The organism is Mycobacterium sp. Aquia_216, assembly GCF_026723865.1.
GTDB lineage: Bacteria > Actinomycetota > Actinomycetes > Mycobacteriales > Mycobacteriaceae > Mycobacterium.
In genome coordinates, this window is record NZ_CP113529.1 from 2,661,784 (window position 1) to 2,684,339 (window position 22,556).

At 67.9% G+C, this 22,556-nt stretch carries 23 protein-coding genes and 1 pseudogene; 20 read left to right on the top strand and 4 right to left on the bottom strand.

The features are described from left to right. The first annotated feature begins 129 nt into the window (after nt 1-129). The 6 genes from OK015_RS12525 to OK015_RS12550 all read left to right on the top strand — a co-directional run bounded on the left by OK015_RS12525 (nt 130) and on the right by OK015_RS12550 (nt 6,341). The gene (locus OK015_RS12525) at nt 130-519 is read left to right on the top strand and encodes a secondary thiamine-phosphate synthase enzyme YjbQ (protein WP_268132680.1); all 390 of its coding nucleotides are present in this window, start codon (nt 130-132) and stop codon (nt 517-519) included. Between the two features lie 92 nt (nt 520-611). Next, nucleotides 612-3,326, top strand: coding sequence for an alanine--tRNA ligase (alaS, locus tag OK015_RS12530; protein WP_268131822.1), 2,715 nt, complete (start codon nt 612-614; stop codon nt 3,324-3,326). Continuing rightward, nucleotides 3,327-3,863 (top strand): Holliday junction resolvase RuvX, encoded by a 537-nt coding sequence (ruvX, locus tag OK015_RS12535; RefSeq protein WP_268131824.1) that lies wholly within the window; start codon nt 3,327-3,329, stop codon nt 3,861-3,863. It begins immediately after the preceding gene. After that, nucleotides 3,853-5,100 (top strand): endolytic transglycosylase MltG, encoded by a 1,248-nt coding sequence (locus OK015_RS12540; protein WP_268131825.1) that lies wholly within the window; start codon nt 3,853-3,855, stop codon nt 5,098-5,100. The genes ruvX and OK015_RS12540 overlap by 11 nt, the downstream gene beginning before the upstream one ends. Beyond that, nucleotides 5,075-5,908, top strand: a complete 834-nt coding sequence (locus OK015_RS12545; RefSeq protein WP_268131828.1) for a shikimate dehydrogenase — start codon at nt 5,075-5,077, stop codon at nt 5,906-5,908. The genes OK015_RS12540 and OK015_RS12545 overlap by 26 nt, the downstream gene beginning before the upstream one ends. Before the next feature lie 10 nt (nt 5,909-5,918). Next, entirely contained in the window at nt 5,919-6,341 is a 423-nt protein-coding gene (locus tag OK015_RS12550; protein ID WP_268131830.1) for an A24 family peptidase, read from the top strand. Between the two features lie 15 nt (nt 6,342-6,356). Here the strand turns inward: OK015_RS12550 and OK015_RS12555 are convergent. The 3 genes and pseudogenes from OK015_RS12555 to OK015_RS12565 form a co-directional block, all read right to left on the bottom strand. Then, nucleotides 6,357-6,668: pseudogene (locus tag OK015_RS12555) on the bottom strand (hypothetical protein); the annotation flags it as partial. Continuing rightward, nucleotides 6,608-7,891, bottom strand: a complete 1,284-nt coding sequence (locus OK015_RS12560) for an NtaA/DmoA family FMN-dependent monooxygenase (protein WP_268131833.1) — start codon at nt 7,889-7,891, stop codon at nt 6,608-6,610. The gene OK015_RS12560 and the pseudogene OK015_RS12555, both read right to left, overlap by 61 nt. Continuing rightward, a complete protein-coding gene (locus tag OK015_RS12565; protein ID WP_268131835.1) occupies nt 7,891-8,811 on the bottom strand; it encodes an LLM class flavin-dependent oxidoreductase in 921 nt (306 codons plus the stop codon). Before OK015_RS12565 ends, OK015_RS12560 begins: the two co-directional genes overlap by 1 nt. Before the next feature lie 203 nt (nt 8,812-9,014). Here OK015_RS12565 and OK015_RS12570 point away from each other — a divergent pair, with 203 nt between their 5' ends. From OK015_RS12570 to aroQ, 9 genes are read left to right on the top strand one after another with little or no spacing between them, the layout of a single operon-like run. Further along, on the top strand, nt 9,015-10,226 hold the full coding sequence (locus OK015_RS12570; RefSeq protein ID WP_268131837.1) for an acyl-CoA dehydrogenase: 1,212 nt from the start codon (nt 9,015-9,017) through the stop codon (nt 10,224-10,226). A gap of 14 nt (nt 10,227-10,240) precedes the next feature. Then, on the top strand, nt 10,241-11,836 hold the full coding sequence (locus OK015_RS12575; RefSeq protein ID WP_442791246.1) for an ABC transporter substrate-binding protein: 1,596 nt from the start codon (nt 10,241-10,243) through the stop codon (nt 11,834-11,836). Next, nucleotides 11,836-12,798, top strand: a complete 963-nt coding sequence (locus OK015_RS12580) for an ABC transporter permease (protein ID WP_268131839.1) — start codon at nt 11,836-11,838, stop codon at nt 12,796-12,798. Before OK015_RS12575 ends, OK015_RS12580 begins: the two co-directional genes overlap by 1 nt. Continuing rightward, a complete protein-coding gene (locus OK015_RS12585) occupies nt 12,795-13,628 on the top strand; it encodes an ABC transporter permease (protein ID WP_268131841.1) in 834 nt (277 codons plus the stop codon). The genes OK015_RS12580 and OK015_RS12585 overlap by 4 nt, the downstream gene beginning before the upstream one ends. A 17-nt stretch (nt 13,629-13,645) precedes the next feature. After that, nucleotides 13,646-15,253, top strand: a complete 1,608-nt coding sequence (locus OK015_RS12590; protein WP_268131843.1) for a dipeptide ABC transporter ATP-binding protein — start codon at nt 13,646-13,648, stop codon at nt 15,251-15,253. A 35-nt stretch (nt 15,254-15,288) separates the two neighbouring features. After that, nucleotides 15,289-16,509, top strand: a complete 1,221-nt coding sequence (aroC, locus tag OK015_RS12595) for a chorismate synthase (protein ID WP_268131845.1) — start codon at nt 15,289-15,291, stop codon at nt 16,507-16,509. A 7-nt stretch (nt 16,510-16,516) separates the two neighbouring features. Next, the gene (locus OK015_RS12600; protein ID WP_268131847.1) at nt 16,517-17,080 is read left to right on the top strand and encodes a shikimate kinase; all 564 of its coding nucleotides are present in this window, start codon (nt 16,517-16,519) and stop codon (nt 17,078-17,080) included. Next, nucleotides 17,077-18,165 carry a 3-dehydroquinate synthase gene (gene aroB, locus OK015_RS12605; protein ID WP_268131850.1) on the top strand — a complete coding sequence of 363 codons (1,089 nt, stop codon included), beginning with the start codon at nt 17,077-17,079 and terminating at the stop codon, nt 18,163-18,165. Before OK015_RS12600 ends, aroB begins: the two co-directional genes overlap by 4 nt. Before the next feature lie 2 nt (nt 18,166-18,167). Beyond that, nucleotides 18,168-18,605, top strand: a complete 438-nt coding sequence (aroQ, locus tag OK015_RS12610; protein ID WP_442791297.1) for a type II 3-dehydroquinate dehydratase — start codon at nt 18,168-18,170, stop codon at nt 18,603-18,605. Here the strand turns inward: aroQ and OK015_RS12615 are convergent. Further along, a complete protein-coding gene (locus OK015_RS12615) occupies nt 18,602-19,342 on the bottom strand; it encodes a B-4DMT family transporter (RefSeq protein WP_268131855.1) in 741 nt (246 codons plus the stop codon). The two genes, aroQ and OK015_RS12615, sit on opposite strands and share 4 nt — an antisense overlap. A gap of 33 nt (nt 19,343-19,375) precedes the next feature. On the opposite strand from OK015_RS12615, the gene OK015_RS12620 reads away from it, so the two are divergent. From OK015_RS12620 to OK015_RS12640, 5 genes are all read left to right on the top strand, one after another. Beyond that, entirely contained in the window at nt 19,376-20,494 is a 1,119-nt protein-coding gene (locus tag OK015_RS12620; protein ID WP_268131857.1) for a M24 family metallopeptidase, read from the top strand. Between the two features lie 91 nt (nt 20,495-20,585). Next, nucleotides 20,586-20,903, top strand: a complete 318-nt coding sequence (locus tag OK015_RS12625) for a hypothetical protein (RefSeq protein ID WP_268131859.1) — start codon at nt 20,586-20,588, stop codon at nt 20,901-20,903. A gap of 149 nt (nt 20,904-21,052) precedes the next feature. Continuing rightward, nucleotides 21,053-21,616 (top strand): elongation factor P, encoded by a 564-nt coding sequence (gene efp / locus OK015_RS12630; RefSeq protein ID WP_085221955.1) that lies wholly within the window; start codon nt 21,053-21,055, stop codon nt 21,614-21,616. Nucleotides 21,617-21,618: 2 nt separating this feature from the next. Then, nucleotides 21,619-22,143, top strand: coding sequence for a transcription antitermination factor NusB (nusB, locus tag OK015_RS12635; protein ID WP_268131862.1), 525 nt, complete (start codon nt 21,619-21,621; stop codon nt 22,141-22,143). Continuing rightward, nucleotides 22,140-22,526 carry an antitermination protein NusB gene (locus OK015_RS12640; RefSeq protein ID WP_268131863.1) on the top strand — a complete coding sequence of 129 codons (387 nt, stop codon included), beginning with the start codon at nt 22,140-22,142 and terminating at the stop codon, nt 22,524-22,526. The genes nusB and OK015_RS12640 overlap by 4 nt, the downstream gene beginning before the upstream one ends. The last annotated feature ends 30 nt before the right edge of the window (nt 22,527-22,556 follow it).

Below are 22,556 nucleotides of genomic sequence, written 5' to 3' on the forward strand. Positions count from 1 at the left end.
CTCCTACCGCTTAGCGGTGGCAATGGCCGCGCGGCGTGGTGGCGGCGTGTCCGCCTCGTGTGGCCGCGCTCACAAACGATTGGCTGGTCAGCGCCGCCGCGCCGTAGTCTTGATCGGATGCATACGGATGTGCTCGAGGTGGACACCAGCGGCCGTCGCATCGTGGATCTGACCGACGCGGTGCGCAGGTTTTGCTTCTCCTGTGGGGACGGCCTGTGCAACGTGTTCGTCCCCCACGCGACAGCCGGGGTCGCGATCATCGAAACCGGCGCCGGTTCCGACGACGATCTGGTCGACACGCTGGAACGGCTGTTGCCGCGCGACGAGCGCTACCGGCACGCACACGGCTCCGCCGGCCACGGCGCCGACCACGTGTTGCCGGCGATCGTCTCGCCATCGGTGACGGTGCCGGTCGCGTCGGGCGAGCCGCAGCTGGGAACCTGGCAAAGCGTCGTATTGGTCGACCTCAACCGGGACAACCCCCAGCGGTCGGTGCGGTTGAGCTTTTTGGAGGGTTAGCTGCCAGGTAGGCGACGCCGCCGGGACCGGTACTGTGAGCGGTCGAAACGCGTCGTTAGACAGCCTCCCGATATAGGAAGAAGCGGAAAAGAGTGCAGACACACGAGATCAGGAAAAGGTTTCTTGATCATTTCGTGAAGGCAGGTCACACCGAGGTGCCGAGCGCGTCGGTGATCCTCGACGACCCCAACCTGCTGTTCGTCAACGCCGGCATGGTCCAGTTCGTCCCGTTCTTCCTGGGCGCGCGCACGCCGCCCTACCCGACGGCCACCAGCATCCAGAAGTGCATCCGCACCCCGGATATCGACGAGGTGGGCATCACCACCCGGCATAACACCTTCTTCCAGATGGCCGGCAATTTCTCGTTCGGCGACTACTTCAAGCGCGAGGCCATCGCGCTGGCGTGGGACTTGCTGACCAACAGCGTCTCCGAAGGTGGCTACGGCCTGGACCCGGAAAAGCTTTGGGCGACGGTCTATCTCGACGACGACGAGGCCGCCGGCCTCTGGCGGGAGATCGCCAACCTGCCACCCGAGCGGATCCAGCGCCGCGGCATGGCCGACAACTATTGGTCGATGGGCATCCCCGGTCCCTGCGGGCCGTCGTCGGAGATCTACTACGACCGCGGGCCGGAGTTCGGCGTCGAGGGCGGTCCGATCGTCAACGAGGACCGCTACGTCGAAATCTGGAACCTCGTGTTCATGCAGAACGAGCGCGGCGAGGGAACCAGCAAGGAAGACTTCGAAATCCTGGGGCCGTTGCCGCGCAAGAACATCGACACCGGCATGGGCATCGAGCGCGTCGCCTTCATCCTGCAGCGCGTGCACAACGTCTACGAGACCGACCTGCTGCGCCCCGTCATCGACACCGTGGCCGGCCGCGCACCCCGGGCCTATGACACCGGCAACCACGAAGACGACGTGCGCTACCGCATCATCGCCGACCACAGCCGCACCGCCGCGATCCTGATCGGCGACGGCGTGAGCCCGGGCAACGACGGTCGCGGTTACGTGCTGCGCAGGCTGCTGCGCCGGGTGATCCGCTCGGCCAAGCTGTTGGGCATCGACACCCCGATCGTCGGCGACCTGATGACCACCGTGCGCGACGCGATGGGCCCGTCCTATCCCGAACTCGTCACCGATTTCGACCGGATCCGCCGTATCGCCGTCGCCGAGGAGACCGCGTTCAACCGCACGCTGACGTCGGGCTCGAAGTTGTTCGACGAGGTCGCAGCCACCACCAAAGCGGCTGGCGCCACAGTGGTTTCCGGCTCGGACGCATTCACCCTGCACGACACCTACGGCTTTCCGATCGAGCTCACTCTCGAGATGGCTTCCGAGGCCGGCCTGCAGGTCGACGAGGGCGGCTTTCGCGAACTCATGGCCGAACAACGCAGCCGCGCCAAGGCCGATGCCGCCGCACGCAAACACGCGCACGCCGACCTGACCGCCTACCGCGAGCTGGTCGACGCTGGCCCGACCGAGTTCACCGGCTTCGACGAATTGAGCTCCGAGGCAAGGATTCTGGGCATCTTCGTCGACGGCAAGCGGGTTCCGGTGGTATCGCACGCCGACGGCGTCGGCGCCGATCGCGTGGAGCTGATTCTGGACCGCACGCCGCTCTACGCCGAGTCGGGTGGGCAGATCGCCGACGTCGGCACGATCAGCGGGACGGGTGCCGGTGAGAGCGCACGTGCCGCGGTGACCGACGTTCAAAAGATCGCCAAAACCTTGTTCGCGCATCGGGTTAACGTCGAGTCTGGCGAATTCGTGGAGGGTGACAGCGTCGTCGCGGCCGTGGACCCCGGCTGGCGCAAGGGTGCCACCCAAGGTCACTCGGGCACCCACATGGTGCATGCCGCGCTGCGACAGGTACTGGGGCCCAACGCTGTTCAAGCCGGATCACTGAATCGTCCGGGCTATCTGCGCTTCGACTTCAACTGGCAGGGGCCGCTGTCCGACGAGCAGCGTACTCAGGTCGAGGAAGTGACCAACGAGGCCGTGCAGGCCGACTTCGAAGTGCACACGTTCCTCGAGGAACTGGAGAAGGCCAAGGCGATGGGTGCGATGGCCATGTTCGGCGAGGCCTATCCCGACGAAGTGCGGGTGGTGGAGATCGGCGGCCCGTTCTCGCTGGAGCTGTGCGGCGGAACCCATGTACACAATTCGGCGCAGATCGGTCCGGTGACGATCCTGGGTGAATCCTCGGTCGGTTCCGGGGTGCGCCGGGTGGAGGCCTACGTCGGGCTGGACTCGTTCCGGCACCTGGCCAAGGAGCGGGCGCTGATGGCGGGGCTGGCGTCATCGCTGAAGGTGCCGTCGGAAGAAGTGCCCGCCCGGGTCGCCAATCTGGTCGAGCGGCTCAAGGCCGCCGAGAAGGAGCTCGAACGCGCGCGGCTGGCCAGCGCGGGGGCCGCCGCGGTGAACGCCGCGGCCGGCTCGGAGCGGATCGGTAACGTCCGTGTGGTGGCGCAGCGGATGTCGAGCGGGATGACCGCGGCCGATCTGCGTACGCTCGTCGTCGACATCAAGGGCAAGCTCGGCAGCGACCCCGCGGTGGTCGCGCTGATCACTGTCCTTCCGGGGGACGAGGGCGCAACGGTGCCATACGCCGTCGCCGCCAATCCGGCCGCCCAAGACCTCGGGATCCGGGCCAATGACCTGGTGAAACGGCTCGCCACGGCCGTCGACGGCCGCGGCGGCGGCAAACCCGACCTGGCGCAGGGCTCGGGCAAGGACCCGACCGGCGTCGACGCGGCGCTGGAGGCGGTCCGCTCCGAGATCGCCGCGATAGCGCGGGTCGGTTGAGTGGAATTGGCAGAGCATCGCGTGCCCGACCGGCCCGGCGACCCTAATCAGGACAATCCGGGTCGGGGCCGCCGACCCGGGAGAAGCCTCGGTATCGACGTGGGCAGTGTGCGCATCGGCGTAGCCGCCAGCGACCCCGACGGCATCCTGGCCACGCCGGTGGAAACGGTGCGCCGGGACCGGTCCGGCAAACACGTGCGACGGCTGGCCCAGCTCGTCGCCGAACTGGACGCGGTCGAGGTGATCGTCGGATTGCCCCGGACGCTGGCCGACCGCACCGGCCCGTCGGCGCTCGATGCGATCGAAGTGGCCGAGGCGCTGGCCCGGCGGGTGACGCCCACGCCGGTGCGGTTCGCCGACGAACGACTGACCACCGTCAGCGCGCAGCGGGCACTGCGCGCGGCGGGAGTGCGATCCAAGGAGCAGCGCGCGGTGATCGACCAGGCGGCAGCCGTGGCGATCCTGCAAAGCTGGCTCGACGAGCGCCGGGCCACGCTGGCGCGGCCTGCGGCGGGGGATGTCATCGATGGTGGATAGCGTGCGGCGGGAACGGGCCGAGCCGGCCGCGGTCGGGCCACCCCGGCACCGGATGAGCCGCATCGCCCGGAACCGGGCCGAGCGCGGGCGCAAGCGGCGGCGTTTCACCGGCCGCATCGTCCTGGGCGTGCTCGTCGTGATCGTGGTGGCCGCGGTATTCGTCGGCTCCAAGATGTGGCACACGGTGTTCGGCACCGGGGACGACTACAGCGGAACCGGCAAGCGCGACATCGTCATTCAGATACAAGCCGGTGACTCGACGACGATGGTCGGCGAAACGCTGCACAACCAGGGCGTGATCAAGACCATCCGGGCATTCATTAACGCCGCGCACGGCAACGCCGCGATCAACTCGATCCAGCCGGGCTTCTACCGGGTGCGCACCGAGATCCCGGCCGATTCGGCCGTCGCGCGCCTGACCGATCCCGGCAACCGGGTGGGCAAGCTGGTCATTCCGGAGGGCCGTCAGCTCGACGACACCACCGATATGAAGACCAACAAGGCCAACCCCGGAATCCTGACGCTGATCTCCCGCGCCAGCTGCGTGGACCTCGACGGCAACAAGCACTGCATCTCGGTGGACGACCTGCGCGCGGCGGCGGGCAACACCCCGCCCAGTGTGTTGTCGGTGCCGGCCTGGGCGGTTCAGCCGGTCACCGAGCTGGGCACCGATCATCGCCGGATCGAGGGCCTGATCGCACCCGGGACCTTCAACGTCGATCCGTCGGCCTCACCCCAGGACATCTTGGCGAACCTGATCAGCGCCGGAGCCTCGGTCTATATGCAGTCGGGACTCGTGGACACCGCCCAGGCGATGAAGTTGTCGCCCTACGACATCCTGGTGGTGGCCTCGCTGGTGCAGCAGGAATCCAACTCGCAGGACTTCGCGAAGGTGGCGCAGGTCATCTACAACCGGCTGAACGCGCGCCACACGCTGGAATTCGACTCGACCGTGAACTATCCGCTGGACCGCCGCGAGGTGGCCACCAGCGACGCCGACCGGGCCCAGAAGACGCCGTGGAACACCTACGTCTCCCCGGGTCTGCCCGCCACCGCGATCTGTTCGCCCGGCATCGACGCACTGCATGCCGCCGAGCATCCCGAGCCGGGTGACTGGCTGTACTTCGTCACCATCGACGCCCAGGGGACCACGCTGTTCACCAGGGACTACAAGCAGCATCTGGCCAATATCGAGCAGGCTAAGCACAACGGTGTCCTCGACAGCACGCCCCGCTAGCGCGGCGCCTTCCCGCAAAGCGGCCGTCCTCGGCTCGCCGATCGCCCACTCGAAATCCCCGCAACTGCACCTGGCCGCCTACCGCGCGCTGGGCCTGGACGATTGGACCTACGAGCGCATCGAGTGCGGCGCCGAACAATTGCCGGGCGTGGTCGGCGGCTTCGGGCCGGAGTGGGTCGGTGTGTCGGTGACGGCGCCGGGCAAGTTCGCCGCGCTGGGGTTCGCCAACGAGCGCACCGATCGCGCCGAGCAGGTGGGGTCGGCCAACACCCTGGTGCGCACCCCCCGCGGCTGGCGGGCCGACAACACCGACATCGACGGCGTCAGCGGTGCGATCGGCTCGGCCTCGGGATGGGCGCTGGTCTGTGGATCGGGCGGCACGGCGCCCGCAGCGGTCGCGGGCTTGGCACAGCTCGGCGTCGCCGGCATCACCGTCGTGGCGCGCAACCCGGAAAAGGCGGCCCGGCTGGTGGACTTGGGGGCCCGGGCCGGCATACCGGCGCGGTTCTCCCGGCTGGACGGCGCCGGCCTGGCCGACGAGGTCGCGGCCGCGGAGGTCCTGGTCAGCACCATTCCGGCCGACGTGGCTGCACAGTATGCCGGCGTCTTCGCGGCGATTCCGGTGCTGCTGGACGCGGTGTACGACCCCTGGCCCACGCCGCTGGCCGCCGCGGTGGCCGCGGCGGGTGGGCGGGTGATCAACGGTGTGCAGATGCTGTTGCACCAGGCCTTCGCGCAGGTGGAGCAGTTCACCGGGCTGCCCGCGCCGCGTGAGGCGATGACTTGCGCTCTGGCTGCGCTGGATTAGCGTGCCGCGCATGCGGGCAACAGCGGCGGTGGTGGTGGTCGTCTGGCTGGCAGCGCTGAGCTGCTACGACATCCGGCAACGCCGACTGCCGAACTGGTTGACGTTGCCCGGGGCCGGCGCGGTCCTGCTGACCGCCTGTTGCACCGGGCGCGCCTTGCCTGCCCTGGCCGGGGCCGCGGCCCTGGCCGGCGCGTATCTGCTGGTGCATCTGAGGGCGCCGGCCGGCCTGGGGGCCGGTGATGTGAAGCTGGCGATCGGCCTGGGCGCGTTCACCGGATGTTTCGGCGTCCACGCGTGGTTCGCCGCCGCGCTGGCCGCGCCGCTGCTGACCACGCTGCTGGGAATGGTTTGGCTGGCGCGGCGGGCAGGCCCGACGGTGCCGCACGGGCCGTCGATGTGTCTGGCCAGTGCGTTAAGCGCGTTGATCCGCTGAGCCCAGGTGGCCGCCGAGTGGCCGGATGAATTCGCGGGTGCGGTCGCAGCGGCGCGCTTTGTCGAATTCGGCGTCGCCGTAGGCCACGGGGTCGTCGACACAGCTGACGACGTTGACGAACAGCCTGCAGTCGTTGAGTCGATCCAGTGTTGCCGCCGCGCCGGCGAAGTGCGCGATCAGGGCACCTGCCCAGCCGTGTTGTTCGGCGTGCAGCGCCAGGTTTACCGAAAGGAGCTGGTCTGCCAACGCCGGGCGCCCTCCCGTGATTAGGCCGCGGCGGTGTATCGGTTCCCGGTGAGCCGTTCCCGCAGTGTCGATTCCGCGTATGACGTGCGAAACAGGCCGCGAGAGCGAAGAATCGGAACCACCTCGTCGACGAAGACTTCCAGGCCGTCGGGAAAGACATCGGGCATCAGGTTGAAACCGTCGGCGGCCCCGGCGAGGAACCACCGTTCGATCGTGTCGGCGACGTCGACCGGCGACCCCACGATCACGCGATGACCCGATCCGCTGAACTCGCGGAGGGTCTGCCGCAGCGTCAACCCGCGCCGCTGGACGAGTCGCACCACCGATTCGCGAAAGCCCAGTGAGCCAACGATTTTCGAGTCATCCGGAACGGTTGTGAGCAGATGCGCCGGGATGGGCTCGTCGAGGGGAAGCTGTGCGAGATCCTCACCGAGGGTCTGTGATAACCGCTGCACGTCATGCCCGGCGGGCAACAGGGCGTTCTGTTCTTCGTAGCGCCGTTCGGCCTCGGCGCGGCTGCTGCCGATCGTGGTGATCAGCCCGGGCAAGATGCGCACCGCGTCGTGTCCGCGGCCGTGCGCGGCCGCGGCGTCCTTGACGTAGCGGTAGTGCTCGAGGCCGGCGTCCAAGTCGAGTTCCGCGCTGAACACCGCGTCCGCAACCCGGCCGGCCAGGTCCCGGCCCTGCGGCGACCCGCCGGCCTGGACCAGCAGCGGATACCCCTGCGGCGACGGCCCCTGGGGCAATGAGCCAGTGACGGTGAAGAATTCGCCGCGGTGCTCGATGCCGCCGCCGTCGGCCGCCGTGTCACGCCAGAGCGCCAGCACCACGTCGACGAACTCCGCGGCCCGCCGGTAACGGCTCAACCGGTCCGGCAGATCGGCGAGGCCGAAGTTGCCGCCCGCGGCCTGCGAGTACGTGGTGACGACGTTCCACGCCAACCGGCCGCCGGAGAGCTGATCGAGGCTGAGCAACCGGTGCGCGAGTTCGACCGGGTCGTTGAATGTTGACGACAACGTGCCGATAAGCCCGAGGTGATCGGTCTCGGCCGCAACGGAAGCCAGGATCACGCTGGGTTCCAGGGCCTGCGACGGGCGCAGTGCCGGGTGGTCACGCAGAGCGGGTCCGTCAGCCAGGAACAGGGCGTCCAGGGTGCCGCGTTCGGCGATTCGGGCCATCCGCACGTAATAGCCGGGATCGGTGAACGCGGTGGGCGCCTCGGTGGACCGCCGCCACGACGCGGTGTGGATACCCAGGTTCAACACGTTCACGTTGAGCGTGAGACGACGTTCGCGCGCGCTCATCACCTGGCTCCTGGATAAGGCGCGTCGAAGGCGCGTCGATGCGTCGATAAGTCAGGGCCGGCGGATGCCGGTAGCCGAAGCCGTTGTCGCAGAACGCCACTGGCGGGCACGGAGACCACACCTCGGTGTCGGGCCGAGACCAGGACACCGTCTAGCACCGCCGCCAGCGCATCCGGTGTCACCCGCAGCAGCACCCCGGACGCGGTTGCGGTGGCGCTCACCCGGTCAAGCGCCGCACGATCGACCGCGCGCAATCGCACAACGGCGCCTGGCGGCACGGGGTCGCCGTCCTCGACGACGATCAGATCCGCCTCCCCGGTGGCCGGACCGGCCTGCTGCCATACCGGAAGGTCGCCCTGCAGCGATCCGGGGACATTGAGTGGTCCGGTGATGCGGTACGTGCCGCGCACGTCGGCGTGCCGAATCTGCGCGGCGTCAGCGAACAAACCGGTCACGCGGTCACCGACTACCGACGCATAAGGCCAAGTGCGCCAAAGCGTTCGCACCGCCGCTATCGCCTCCGCGGTGTGGGTCGGGCCGAGGACCGAGCCGGTCCAGGTGTCGACGCTGGCGTTCAACTCGATGCGCCGGTCGGCATCGAGGGCGAACCAGCCGAGCCGCCCCCGCGACGCGTGGTCGACCGAGAGCAGACGGCGGGCCAGGTTGTACGGATGGTCGCGGTGTGCCGAGGCGGCGACGACCAGGCCCAGATCGGTACTGTGTCGGGCCGCGACGGTGGCGACCAAGGATGGGTCGAGGCTGGTTTTCCCGCCGGCGGCCGGCTCGCCGCGGCCGGCGCCCACCACCCAGTAATGCACACCGGCGGACTCCAATCGGCGCGCCAGACCAGCGATACCGGGGCCGGGGGAGGATTCGCCGATTGCGTCGCCGGGGATCTCGATCCCGACCGACAAGGACATGGCTCACGACCCTACGTCAGCGCGGAGATGATGCAACTGTTGCTCTCGACCATGGTCGAAAGAACACCAAGCACGGCTACGCATTTCGCTTAAAAATTGTGACGCAGTAAACCGTTGTCGGCATCACTTGCCGCCGCCTACCTTGGGGGGCTGGTCGCCGTGAATCGCGACGGCACCGATGCACAGGAAAGGTTCTGACACCCATGCCCGTTGGCTCCCAGGAGCAGGACACACCGGCGGATGCGGCCGCGATCGACAACGTGCTGGCCGAAATCGCTGCGGACTACCGCCTGCGTTTAGCCGACGGCGGAAACGAGCCGCCGCTGCGTGGACTCAAACTCGTCCGGGACCACCGGTTGGGCGCGGTGCGACTGGCCCGCGAACTCGGCGGCGCGGGCTACACGGTGCCGGAATTCTTCGACCACCTCATCGCATTGGCCGCGGCCGACCCGGATCTGGCGCACATTCTGCGGATCCATTACGCGCTGGTCGAAGAACTACAGCTGCATCCGAAGCGCGCTGGCAGCGACCGGTGGATCGCCGTGGTCGCCGAGGGCGGGCTGATCGGGGGCGCCAACAGCGAACCGAGCCAGAAGGCGATCGGGGGCAACCAGCGTGACACCCGACTGGTGTCCACCCAGGACGGATTGCGGCTGCGCGGCAAGAAGTTCTACAGCACCGGCGCCCAGTTCTCCGACTACCTGCGGATCACCGCGCAGGACGACGACGACAACCCGACCGCCGTGGTGATTCCGGTGGACCGGGCCGGCATCGAGCACGTCGACGACTGGGACGGCATCGGTCAGCGCCAAACAGGCAGCGGCACCACGGTATTCCATGACGTCGAAGTGGCGAACGACGAAGTGTTCCCGCTGGGCGCCACGATCGGTGTGAACCGCGCTCGTGGGGCGCTGGTGCAGCTGTATCTGCACGCTGTCGCCGCCGGGATAGTGCGCACCCTGGCGGCCGATGCCGCGGCGCTGGTGCGCGGGCGCCGCCGCACCTATACCTTCGCCAGCGTCGACCAGCCGACGGCCGACCCGCAATTGCTGGAGATCGTCGGCGAGATCGACGCGGTGGCCTACACGGCGCAAGCGCTGGTCCGCAACGCCGCGGCCGAACTCGCCCCCGCCCTGGACGCCGCGCGCGCAACCGGCATCGACCCCGAGCTGGAAACCAGAGCGTCGATCGCCGCGGCCCGCGTCAAGGTCGCGCTCGAAGAACCCGCGTTACGCGCGGCTGCACGCATCTTCGATGCCGGCGGCGCATCCGCGATACAAGAGTCGGCGCTGTTGGACCGGCATTGGCGCAACTTGCGAACACTGTTCTCGCACAACCCGAGGATCTACAAGGCGCGGGTGCTCGGCGACATCGCGGTGAACGGCGCGGCGCTGCCCGACACCAGTTTCTTCTGATCAGCCGGGGCCGAATGGTGGGGTTGCGGACGCACGCGGCGCTGCTGGTCGCCGCGGTGGTCTCGGCCGCCGCGGTGAGCTGCGCTGCGCACCGGCACCCACCCAGCGCCGGACCGACCGGGCCGCCGGTGCGCGGCGGCACGCTGACGTACTCCGATGTGCAGTTCGTGACCGACACCATGGCGGCCAACTACAGCGCCAACAACTTGATGTTCCAGGTGCTCGATCGGGTGGTCTACGTCGAGCCGAAGACCGACAAGGTGTACGGCTGGCTGGCACAGACATTCACGCGCAACAGCGATGCGACTCGGTATACCTTCACGATCCGCGACGGGGTGACGTTCAGCGACCGTACGCCGCTGACCGCTGATGTCGTCAAGGCGAACTTCGACCAGCTCGGCAAGGGCGACCCGGCCAAGAAGATGCCCGCCTTCGCCGATTTCGTGGGCTACGACCACAGCGAGGTCAACGGAAACGTCGTCACGGTGTTCTTCAATCAGTCCAACGCGAATTTCTACAAAGTGCTGTCCTACAGCCGCTCTGGGATCCGCTCCCCGTCGACGCTGGCGCTGGACTACCAGCGTCAGTCCAAGATCGAAAATGTGGTCGGCTCAGGGCCTTTCGTCTATCAATCGCAGATCCCCGACCAGCAGGTGGTGCTCAACAAGCGTCCGGACTATACGTGGCCGCCGGCGTCGTCCCCGAATCAGGGTGCGGCCTACCTCGACCAGGTCGTCTTCCGGGTGATCACCGAACCGGGCTTGCGCGCGGGCGCGGTCCAATCGCATCAGGTGGATGTGGCGCGCGGAATCCAGCCCACCGACGAGAGTGCGCTCAAACAGGGTGGGCTGCAGGTACTCCCGGTCGCAGCACCGGCGGAGACCGCGAATCTGGTTGGCTTACGGATCAACAACCAGGTGGTCAGCGACTTCCGGGTGCGTCGCGCTCTGCAATGGGGCATCGACCGGCAGGCGGTCGTGGATACCGTGCTGTCGGATAGCTATCGGGCCAGTGATTCCGTGCTGGGACATGACGATCCGCTGTTCGCCAACGTGAGCGCCGACATCGGCTACCACCCGCAGCAGGCGGCGGACTTGCTGGACGCGGCCGGATGGAAGGTGGGCAGCGACGGTGTGCGCGAAAAGGACGGCAAGAAGCTGAATCTGACGCTGGCGGCATCCAACCAGAGTGTGGTATTCCGCCCGGCGTTCGAGTTCATCGAATCCGAGTGGCGTGAGCTGGGGGTTTCTCTGCAGAACCGGGCGGGTGACACCACGTTCTTCAACGCCTCCAGCACCGACGCGGCGACGCCGCTGTTCGGCACCCGGATCCAATACAACATCGGTCTGGGCCTGTTGTTCGGCCGCCAGAAAAGCAACTTGACCTTCGCGAAGAACGACGAGTTGATCGCGCTGTCTCGCGAAGAACTCAAGGAGACCGACCCGGCGCTGCTCAAGGATGTCGTCGCCCGCGAACAGCGCAAGATCATCGACGATCAGCTGGCGCTGGTGCTTTGGGACGAGGTGCAGGTGCACGCTGCCGCCCCGAACGTCCACGTGGAGTTCACGCGCTACACCGAGCCGCTGTTGCAGAGCGCCTGGAAAACCTGATGGCGACTTACGTTTTCACCCGGATCGGCCAGTCGGCGGTCGTGCTGTTGCTGGCCTTCACGGTGGTCTTCTGGGGGGTCAGCATCCTGCCGACCGATCCGGCGTCGATCTTTGTGGCCAAGGGCGACGGCTACTTCAACCCCGACATCGTCACCCAGGTCAAGGCGTTCTACGGCTACGACCGCCCGCTGTGGGTGCAGTACTTCTCCCAGCTGAATCAGTTGCTGCACGGACATTTCGGGTTCTCGCTGTCCAGCGGCCAGTCCGTCACCGATCGGATCGGTGGAGTGGTCGGCCAGACCGTGGAACTGGCCGCGACGGCGACCGTTTTCGCGCTGACGTTCGCCCTGGCCATCATGGCGCTGGCCACGACGGTGGGACCGGTGAGGTCGTTCATCCGTGCCATGCCGCCGCTATTCGGCGCCGTCCCCACGTTCTGGTTGGGACTGGTTGTCCTGCAAATCTTTTCGGTACGCCTAGGATGGATCTCCTTGTTTCCCGACGGTTCGGTGGCCGCGCTGCTGGTTCCGGCGCTGGTGCTGGCCGTGCCGATCTCGGCCCCGATCGCGCAAGTGCTGCTGAAGAACATCGATGCCACCCGGGCGCTGCCGCACGTCGACACCGCCCGGGCCAAGGGCGGCACACCGGGCTGGGTGATTCGCAGACATGTGCTGAAGAACGCGGCGGGGCCGGCGTTGACCGTGACGGCAACGACGGTGGGTGCGCTGCTGGGCGGGTCGGTGGTCACCGAAACCGTGTTCTCTCGTCCGGGTCTGGGCACCGTACTGCTGCAGGCGGTGTCCAACCAGGACATCTCGCTGATTCAGGGCCTGGTGTTGCTGACGACCGTCGTCATCGTGGCGGCAAACCTGTTGGTGGACTTGATCTATCCGCTGCTGGACCCGCGCGTCACCAAATTGCAGCGCCAGGGATTCACCACCCGGCTGGGCAGGTTCGGGTGAGCACGCAATTGACGACGCGCGCACGGGCGCTGCGATCGGGGTCGTGGTCGGTGCGGCTCTCGACAGCGTTGCTGCTCCTGGTCGCCGCCTGGGCGGTCGCTCCCGGGCTGTTCACCAGTCGAGACCCGTTGAAAGGCAGACCCGTCGAGAAGTTCCGGCCGCCGAGCCTGACGCATTGGTTCGGCACCGACCATCTCGGCCGCGACGTGTTGACCCGCGTGATCTACGGGACCTCGCACACCATCGCCACAGCGGGTTTGGCGGTGGCGGTCGGCCTGGTCATCGGCAGCTTCGTCGGCATTCTGGCCGGGGTGTCGGGCCCCGCCGTCGATGCCGTGGGTATGCGATTGGCCGATGTGCTGCTGGCACTGCCCGGATTCCTGGTATCGGTGTGGATCGTCACCGCTTACGGACCCGGGCCGCTTTCCGTCGGTATCGGGGTGGGTATCGGGTCGATCGCGATCTTCGCCCGGGTGTTCCGCGCCGAAGTACTGCGGGTGCGGGCGCTGGATTACGTCGAAGCCGCCTTCTTGTCGGGGGAGACCCGATGGTCGGTTATCGGCAGGCACATCATCCCGAACGCGATCGGGGCGGTGATCGCGCTGGCCGTCATCGACCTCAGCGGGGCCATCCTGTTGATCTCGGCCTTGGGCTACCTCGGCTACAGCGCTCCGCCGCCCACCCCGGAATGGGGCCTGCTGGTCGCCGAGGGCCGCCGCTACCTGGCGACCGCGTGGTGGCTCACTTCCCTGCCCGGCGCGGTGATCCTGTTGGTCATCCTGGCGCTCGGCGTGCTCTCCCGGCGAGCGCTGACGTCCACCCGCATCTGACCGGAAAGAACGAAACGATGGCCGAACCGCAGCTGGAATTGTCCGACCTCACCGTCACCTATCGCGGCGCCGTGCCCAAGGTGGCCCTGGACGGCATCGACTTGACGGTATCGGTCGGTGAATTCGTCGCTGTGGTCGGTGAATCAGGTTCGGGGAAGACAACTTTGGCGAACACCGTGGTGGGCTTGCTGCCGCCTACCGCGACGGTCACCGCGACCTCGCTGGCCATCCGCGGCCGCGACACTGTCGGCCTGAGCGAACGCCAGTGGTGCCGGCTGCGCGGCAGCGCCGTCGGATTGGTTCCGCAGGATCCCGGCGCGTCATTGAACCCGGTGCGCACCATCGGATCTCAGCTCGCCGAGGTCTTCCCGCTGAAAGGGCACAAGCTCGGCCGGCGCGAGATCCGGCGCCGCTGTCTCGATCTGCTGGACCGGGTCGAAATCGACCGCCCCGAGCAGCGACTCAAACAGTATCCGGGCGAGCTCTCGGGCGGGATGCGTCAGCGAGTGCTCATCGCGATGGCATTCGGGCTCAACCCCGAGCTGCTGATTGCCGACGAGCCGACCTCCGCTCTCGACGTGACCGTCCAGCGTCACGTGCTTGCGGTATTCGACCGGCTGGTTACCGAAAACGGCACCACGGTCCTGTTCATCACCCACGACATCGGGGTGGCTACGGATCACGCGTCGCGAATCGTCGTGATGCGCGACGGCGCGGTGGTGGAGGATGCCGCGGCCGAGTCGATCGTCGCGGCGCCGCGGACCGAATACACCGCGCACCTGATCCGTCGCCTCGGCACACCCACGCCGGCCATTCCGCGATCCGAGGCCGACGACGTCATCGAGCTCACCAGCGTCTGCAAGGAATTCGGGCTCGGCGGCCGGGCACGCAACACGGCGGTCGACGACCTCACCTTCACCGTCCGGCGAGGCGAGACGCTGGCGTTGGTGGGGGAGTCGGGGTCGGGGAAGTCGACCACCGCGAAAATGATCATCGGTCTGCTCACCCCCACCCGCGGAACGGTAAGGGTGCTCGGCCGCGACATCGCGGCGCTGTCCGCACGCGCCCGCCGTGAGCACTGGCAAGACATCCAGTTCGTCTACCAGAATCCCGATTCGGCGCTCGATCCACGCTGGACCGTGCGGCAGGTCCTGGAAAGCCCGCTGCGCTCCTATGGGTTGGCCGACAAGCGGCAGCGGGCCCTGCGCGTAGCAGAGGCCCTGGCGAGCGTCGGTCTGACCGAGGACAAGCTGGATCGGCGGCCCACCGAGCTGTCGGGCGGCGAATGCCAGCGCGTCGCCATCGCCCGCGCGCTGGTGCTGCGCCCGCAGATCGTGGTGCTCGACGAACCGCTGTCGGCGCTGGACGTGGTGACCCAGGACCAGATCATCCGGTTGTTGCTGCGCTTACAGGACGAACTCGGCCTCACTTATCTGTTCATCTCCCACGATTTGTCGGTGGTGGCCCGACTGTCGCACCGGGTGGTGGTGCTACGGGCCGGGCGGGTGGTCGACAGCGGTGAGACCGAGACGGTCTTCGCCGCGCCGTCGTCGGCGTACACCCGCGCGCTACTCGAGGCGGTCCCGGGGCGCCGCCTCGCCCGTTCGGCCCTGTCAGGCTCGTGAATCGGGTCCGCGAGCCGACGTGGGAAGATAGTCGGGTGTTGCGCTGGATCACCGCGGGGGAGTCGCATGGCCGGGCATTGGTTGCCCTGGTCGAAGGCATGGTCGCCGGTGTGGAGGTCACCTCCACCGAAATCGGCGACCAATTGGCTCGTCGCCGGCTCGGTTACGGCCGCGGCGCCCGGATGCAGTTCGAGCGCGACGCGGTGACCGTGCTGGCCGGCGTTCGCCACGGTGTCACCCTGGGCGGCCCCATCGCCATCGAGATCGGCAACACCGAGTGGCCGAAATGGGAAACCGTGATGGCCACCGACCCGCTCGACCCCGCAGGAGCGGCCGACCTGGAAAACTCGGCGCGCAACGCGCCGCTCACCCGGCCCCGGCCCGGGCACGCCGACTACGCCGGGATGCTCAAGTACGGTTTCGACGACGCGCGGCCGGTGCTCGAGCGCGCCAGTGCGCGGGAGACCGCCGCCCGCGTCGCGGCGGGGACGGTCGCGCGGTCGTTTCTGCGCCAGGCGCTCGGCGTCGAGGTGCTCTCGCACGTGATCGCGATTGGTCCGTCGCAGCCCTACGACGGACCGCCCCCCGGGCCCGAGGACCTGGCCGCGATCGACGCCAGCCCGGTGCGCGCCTTCGACAAAGACGCCGAGCGGGCGATGATCACCGAGATCGAGGCCGCCAAGAAGGACGGCGACACCCTGGGCGGCGTGGTGGAAGTCGTGGCGTTGGGCCTGCCCATCGGGCTGGGCTCGTTCACCAGTGGCGACAACCGCCTGGACAGCCAGCTGGCCGCCGCCGTCATGGGCATCCAGGCGATCAAGGGCGTGGAGATCGGCGACGGCTTTCAGACCGCACGCCGCCGCGGCAGCCAGGCCCACGACGAGATGTACCCCGGCCCCGACGGCGTGATCCGCTCGACGAACCGGGCCGGCGGCCTGGAAGGCGGCATGACCAACGGCCAGGCGCTGCGGGTGCGGGCGGCGATGAAGCCGATCTCGACCGTGCCGCGGGCACTGGCCACCGTCGACCTGGCCACCGGGGACGAGGCCGTCGCCATCCACCAGCGTTCCGACGTGTGCGCGGTGCCCGCCGCCGGCGTCGTCGTCGAGACCATGGTGGCGCTGGTGCTGGCCCGCGCCGCGCTGGACAAGTTCGGCGGCGATTCGCTGGCCGAAACCCGGCGCAACATCGAGGCCTACCAGCGTGCGGTCGCCGAGCACGAAATGCCGGTTGCCCGCGCTCGGGTGTCCGGGTAGGCACGCCGTGTCACCCAAGGCGGTACTCGTCGGATTGCCGGGCTCGGGCAAGTCGACCATCGGGCGCCGGCTGTCCAAGGCGATGGGCGTCGGCTACGTCGACACCGACGTGCTGATCGAGCAGCAGACCGGCCGCACCATCGCCGACATCTTCGCCACCGACGGGGAGCAGGAATTCCGCCGCATCGAAGAAGACGTGATTCGCGCGGCGCTGGCCGAGCAGGACGGTGTCGTGTCGCTCGGCGGCGGCGCGGTCACCAGCCCGGGGGTGTGCGAGTCGCTCGCCGGGCACACCGTCATCTATTTGGAGATCGGTGCCCGAGAAGGGGTGCGCCGCACCGGCGGCACCTCGGCACGGCCCCTGCTGGCCGGCGGAAACCGTGCCGAGAAGTACCGTGCGCTGATGACGCAACGGATTCCGCTGTACCGGCGCGTCGCGACCATCCGGGTCGACACCAACCGCCGCAATCCCGGGGCGGTGGTCCGCTACATCATGTCCCGGCTGCCCCTACAGCCCGCCCCACAGCCGGTCACCCCCGGCACTCCGACCGCCAACAAGGCCGCCACATGACAGAACCCACCGAACCGGTGACCGTGCAGGTGGCCGTCGATCCGCCGTACCCGGTGGTGATCGGCACCGGCTTGCTCAACGAATTGGGCGAGCTGCTCGGCGGCCGGCACCGGGTCGCGATCCTGCATCAACCGGTACTGGCGCAGACCGCCGAGGCGATCCGCAGCTACCTGGCCGACAAGGGCGTCGACGCGCACCGCATCGAAATCCCGGACGCCGAGGCCGGAAAAGAATTGCCGGTCGTCGGTTTCATCTGGGAAGTGTTGGGCCGCATTGGAATTGACCGCAAGGATGCGCTGGTGAGCCTCGGCGGCGGGGCGGCCACCGATGTCGCGGGCTTCGCGGCGGCCACCTGGCTGCGCGGTGTCTCGATCGTGCATGTGCCGACCACATTGCTGGGCATGGTCGACGCGGCGGTGGGCGGCAAAACCGGCATCAACACCGACGCCGGCAAGAACCTGGTCGGCGCCTTCCATCAGCCGCTGGCCGTCCTGGTCGACTTGGCCACCCTGGAAACCTTGCCGCACAACGAAATCGTCGCCGGGATGGCCGAGGTGGTCAAGGCCGGGTTCATTGCCGACCCGGCGATCCTGGACCTCATCGAGGCCGATCCGCAGGCGGCGCTGGACCCGAAGGGTGATGTGCTGCCGGAGCTGATCCGTCGCGCGATCGCCGTCAAGGCCGAGGTGGTCGCGGCCGACGAAAAAGAATCCGAGCTGCGCGAAATCCTGAACTACGGGCACACTTTGGCGCATGCCATCGAACGCCGCGAGCGCTACCAGTGGCGGCACGGCGCCGCGGTGTCGGTGGGCCTGGTGTTCGTCGCCGAGCTGGCCCGGCTCACCGGCCGGCTCGACGACGACACCGCCGCGCGCCATCGCAGCATCCTGACCTCGCTGGGCCTGCCGGTCAGCTACGACCCGGACGCGCTGCCCCAGCTGTTGGAATACATGGCTGGAGACAAGAAATCGCGCGCCGGTGTGCTGCGGTTCGTCGTTCTCGACGGCCTGGCCAAGCCGGGCCGGTTGGTGGGACCGGACCCGGGTCTGCTGGTGACGGCCTACGCGGGGGTGTGTGCGCCATGAGTATGACGGTCAACGTCATCAACGGCCCGAACCTGGGCCGGCTGGGCCGGCGCGAACCCGAGGTCTACGGGAACACCACGCACGACCAGCTGGCCGCGCTGATCCAACGTGAGGCCGTCCGCCTTGGACTCAAAGCCGTTGTACGGCAAAGCGATAGCGAAGCCGAATTGCTGGACTGGATTCATCTGGCCGCCGACGCGGGGGAGGCGGTGATTCTCAATGCCGGCGGACTGACCCACACATCCGTGGCGCTGCGCGATGCCTGCGCCGAACTGCGTGCACCGCTGATCGAGGTGCACATCTCCAATGTGTATGCCCGCGAAGAGTTTCGGCGTCACTCATATCTCAGTCCGGTGGCGACTGGAGTGATCGTCGGCCTGGGAGTCCAGGGCTACCTGCTTGCGCTGCGCTACCTGGTCGAGACCAGTTCGAGCCGCTAGTCCTTCTTTCCCCACTGCGAACTCGGCCATTCCGACTCCGGATCGGAGTGTTTCGGGCCTTCGGTGCGAATCACCTCGGTCTTGGCATCGTCGGAACCGGTGGCGATGGTTTCGGTCGGAGATTCCCGCTCGACCGTCGGAATCGTCTCGGTGGGTGCGTCGCGTTCCGCGGTGGCCACCGACGACGTCCGTGCCTCGGCCTGGCCCCCGCGATGCTGCACGGGAACCTCGCCGGTCGGCGCGTCGTCGGCGCTGGCGGCGGTGAACACGTCGGTGTCAGCGCGTTCCTCGTCCGGTCCGGCTCCCCGGTCGGGCGGGGGGTTGCGGTCCACCCGCCAGCGGCCGACGGCCGCACCGATGATGCCGGGCAGGAAAACGCAGAGCGCGGTGAAGGCGGCGAACGTCGTCACCTCGTTGATCAGGCCCCCGGTGTAGAGGCCCTTGTAGAACAGCGCGATGAGCCAGGAGACGGCCCCGCTCAGAACCCCGGCGAGCAACCCGGCCAGCAGCCAGGTCATCGCCAGGTCCTGGCGGCGATCCGGATCCGCGTTGGCTTTCGCGTCGGCTCGGCCGTCCAGCAACCCCCAGACGACTACGGCGATGATGAAGACGAGAAGCAGCACCACGCTTACCAGCCCGGCTTGCGTCTGCCACACGTTGATGATCGCCCCCTGAAACAACCGGACGACAACCATCAACGCAGCGAACGCCAATCCCCGCACCATCCAGTTACTCATGGCTGACCAGCGTAGCGAGTACCGTCGTGAGTCGTGACACATTCCCAGCGTCGAGAAAATCTAAAAATCCAGATCGGTGCCAGCGGACTGGACGCGATGCTGGTCACGGACCTGATTAACGTGCGCTATCTGTCAGGTTTCTCCGGATCCAACGGCGCGTTGCTGGTCTTCTCCGACGATCGCGAAGCCATCTTGGCCACCGACGGCCGTTACCGCACCCAGGCCGCCGCGCAGGCGCCCGATCTCGAAATCGCCATCGAGCGGGCCGTCGGGCGCCATCTGGCCGGGCAGGCGGCCGCCGCGGGCGTGTCCAAGCTGGGCTTCGAAAGCAATGTGGTCACCGTGGACGCCTTCGACACACTGACCGGCGAGGTCGGTGAGCTGGGCGCGAAGACCGAGCTGGTGCGGGCCGCCGGCACGGTCGAGGCGCTGCGCGAGATCAAGGACGCCGGTGAGGTGGCGCTGCTGCGGCTGGCCTGCGAGGCCGCCGACGCCGCACTGAAAGACCTGGTGGCGCGGGGTGGTCTGCGGCCCGGGCGCACCGAACGCGAGGTGAGCCGCGAACTCGAGGCGTTGATGCTCGATCATGGCGCCGACGCGATTTCCTTCGAGACGATCGTGGCCGCCGGGCCCAATTCGGCGATCCCGCACCACCGGCCGACCGACGCGGTGCTCGCCGACGGGGATTTCGTCAAGATCGACTTCGGCGCGCTGGTCGCCGGCTATCACTCGGACATGACCCGCACCTTCGTGCTGGGCAAGGCCGCGGATTGGCAGCTGGAGATCTACCAGCTGGTCGCCGAGTCGCAGCGGGCCGGCCGGGAGGCACTGCGGCCGGGCGCCGATCTTCGCGAGGTGGACGGCGCCGCGCGCCAGGTGATCGTCGACGCGGGTTACGGCGAGCAATTCAGCCATGGTTTGGGACATGGGGTGGGCCTTCAGATCCACGAAGCACCGGGAATCGGCGCCACCTCGACCGGGACGTTGCTCGCGGGTTCGGTCGTGACGGTGGAGCCCGGCGTCTACTTGCCGGGCCGCGGCGGCGTCCGCATCGAGGACACCCTGGTCGTCGCTGACGATGCGTCGCAAACCACCGGGCAGACCGCCGAGCTGCTGACTCGGTTTCCCAAAGAGCTGGCCATTCTGACCTAGCCGGCGCTGCACCCGACGGCAAAAAAGCCGCCTGAGCGGCCATAACTCGTCGAGCTGCCGGAACCACGACGGCTGCGTAGGATTCGGGAATATGGCCTACATAGCCCTCATTGCTGTCTACGTAGCGGCCGCTTTTTCAGCTCTTACCGGGCTCTGGCTCACTGCGGTGTTATTCGTCGGCGACGACACTGACGGGGCCGGCATCATGACGACGGCCGTTCGCCGGGCGGCTCCGAGGGGCCCGATTCTGATCGCGGTCGGCGTTGCGCTGGGTTTGCTCGGCAACATCTCCGCGAACCACCTGCCTGCGTCGCCCGCCTCCGACATGGTCGCGCCGTCCAACGCGACGGACCTGTGCGACAACAACGACGGACTTTTCGGCCTGTGCGGCGCCGGGCAGCTCCGCTAGCGGCGCGGTGAGTGCCGCACCCGAGCGCGGGTAAGCTGCATCCCGTGCGCTTCCAGGCGCTGACTGCGGTTCCGGCGTAGCCGGGACGCGCTACCGGGCAAAAGCCCGGGCTCTCGACAATTGGCCATCCTGTAGGAGATAGAGCGACCGTGGCATCGACTGCCGACTTCAAGAACGGACTAGTGCTGGTGATCGACGGCCAGCTGTGGCAGATCACCGAGTTTCAGCACGTCAAACCGGGTAAAGGCCCAGCCTTCGTACGTACCAAGCTGAAGAACGTGCTCTCGGGCAAGGTCGTCGACAAGACCTACAACGCCGGCGTAAAGGTCGATACCGCCACCGTCGACCGCCGCGATGCCACCTACCTGTACCGCGACGGCTCGGACTTCGTGTTCATGGACAGCCAGGACTACGAGCAGCATCCGCTGCCGGAATCGCTGGTCGGCGACGCCGCCCGGTTCCTGCTGGAGGGGCTGCCGGTGCAGGTGGCCTTCCACAATGGGGCGCCGCTGTACCTCGAGCTTCCGGTGTCGGTCGAACTCGTGGTCACCCACACCGAGCCGGGTCTGCAGGGGGACCGGTCCAGCGCCGGCACCAAGCCCGCGACCGTGGAGACGGGAGCGGAGCTCCAGGTACCGCTGTTCATCAATACCGGCGACAAGTTGAAGGTGGATTCGCGCGACGGCAGCTATCTGGGCCGGGTCAACGCCTGACCATGCCGGACGGTAAATCGCCAAGGCCCGCGAAGGGACGCCATCACGCCCGCAAGCGCGCCGTGGACTTGCTGTTCGAAGCCGATTCCCGCGGGCTGAGCCCGTCCAGTGTGGCCGACTCGCGCACCGCGCTGGCCCAAGCCAACCCCGACGTCAAGGCACTGCACCCGTATACGGCCGCGGTGGCGCACGGGGTCGGCGATCAGATCGCCCATATCGACGACCTGATCAGCACCCACCTGCAGGGCTGGACATTGGACCGGCTGCCCGCGGTCGACCGCGCCATCCTGCGAGTTGCGGTATGGGAGCTGCTTTATGCCGGCGATGTGCCGGAGCCGGTAGCTGTCGACGAGGCCGTGCAGCTGGCCAAGGAGTTGTCCACCGATGACTCGCCGGGCTTCGTCAATGGCGTACTTGGACAGATCATGTTGGTCACACCGCAGATCCGGGCGGCCGCCGAGGCCGTCCAAGGAGCCACGCGAACGGGTGCGGCCACCACACCGGAGAATCCCGAACCGGCGTCATGACCCGACTGGAGCTCCGCGCCTTCCTCGCCGCCTTCCTGGCGGCGACGGTGGTGCTGGGCGCGGTGATCTGTGCCGCGTACGGGCTGACGATTGTCGCCGCGGCGCTCGCGATCTATGCGCTGGGTGTGGGCGCCTGGCTGTACCACTCGATCGAGCGTCTGATTGTCGCCCGCCGCATCAGCACCGTGCGCTCGGCGGCCAAGCCGCTGCAGCCGCTACTGCCGGTGATGGCCGCGCTGATGGGTCTCACCCAGGCCGTGGTGCGCTCGCTCAGCGATGTCACCGAGCTGCCGGGGCGCGGGCGGGAGCTGCCGATGCTGCGGTGGATGGACAACACCCGCGGTGGTCGGCGGGTCGTCGACAGTGACGAAACCGAGCGCTGACCGAACACAGGCGATCGTGAGCGAAACGAT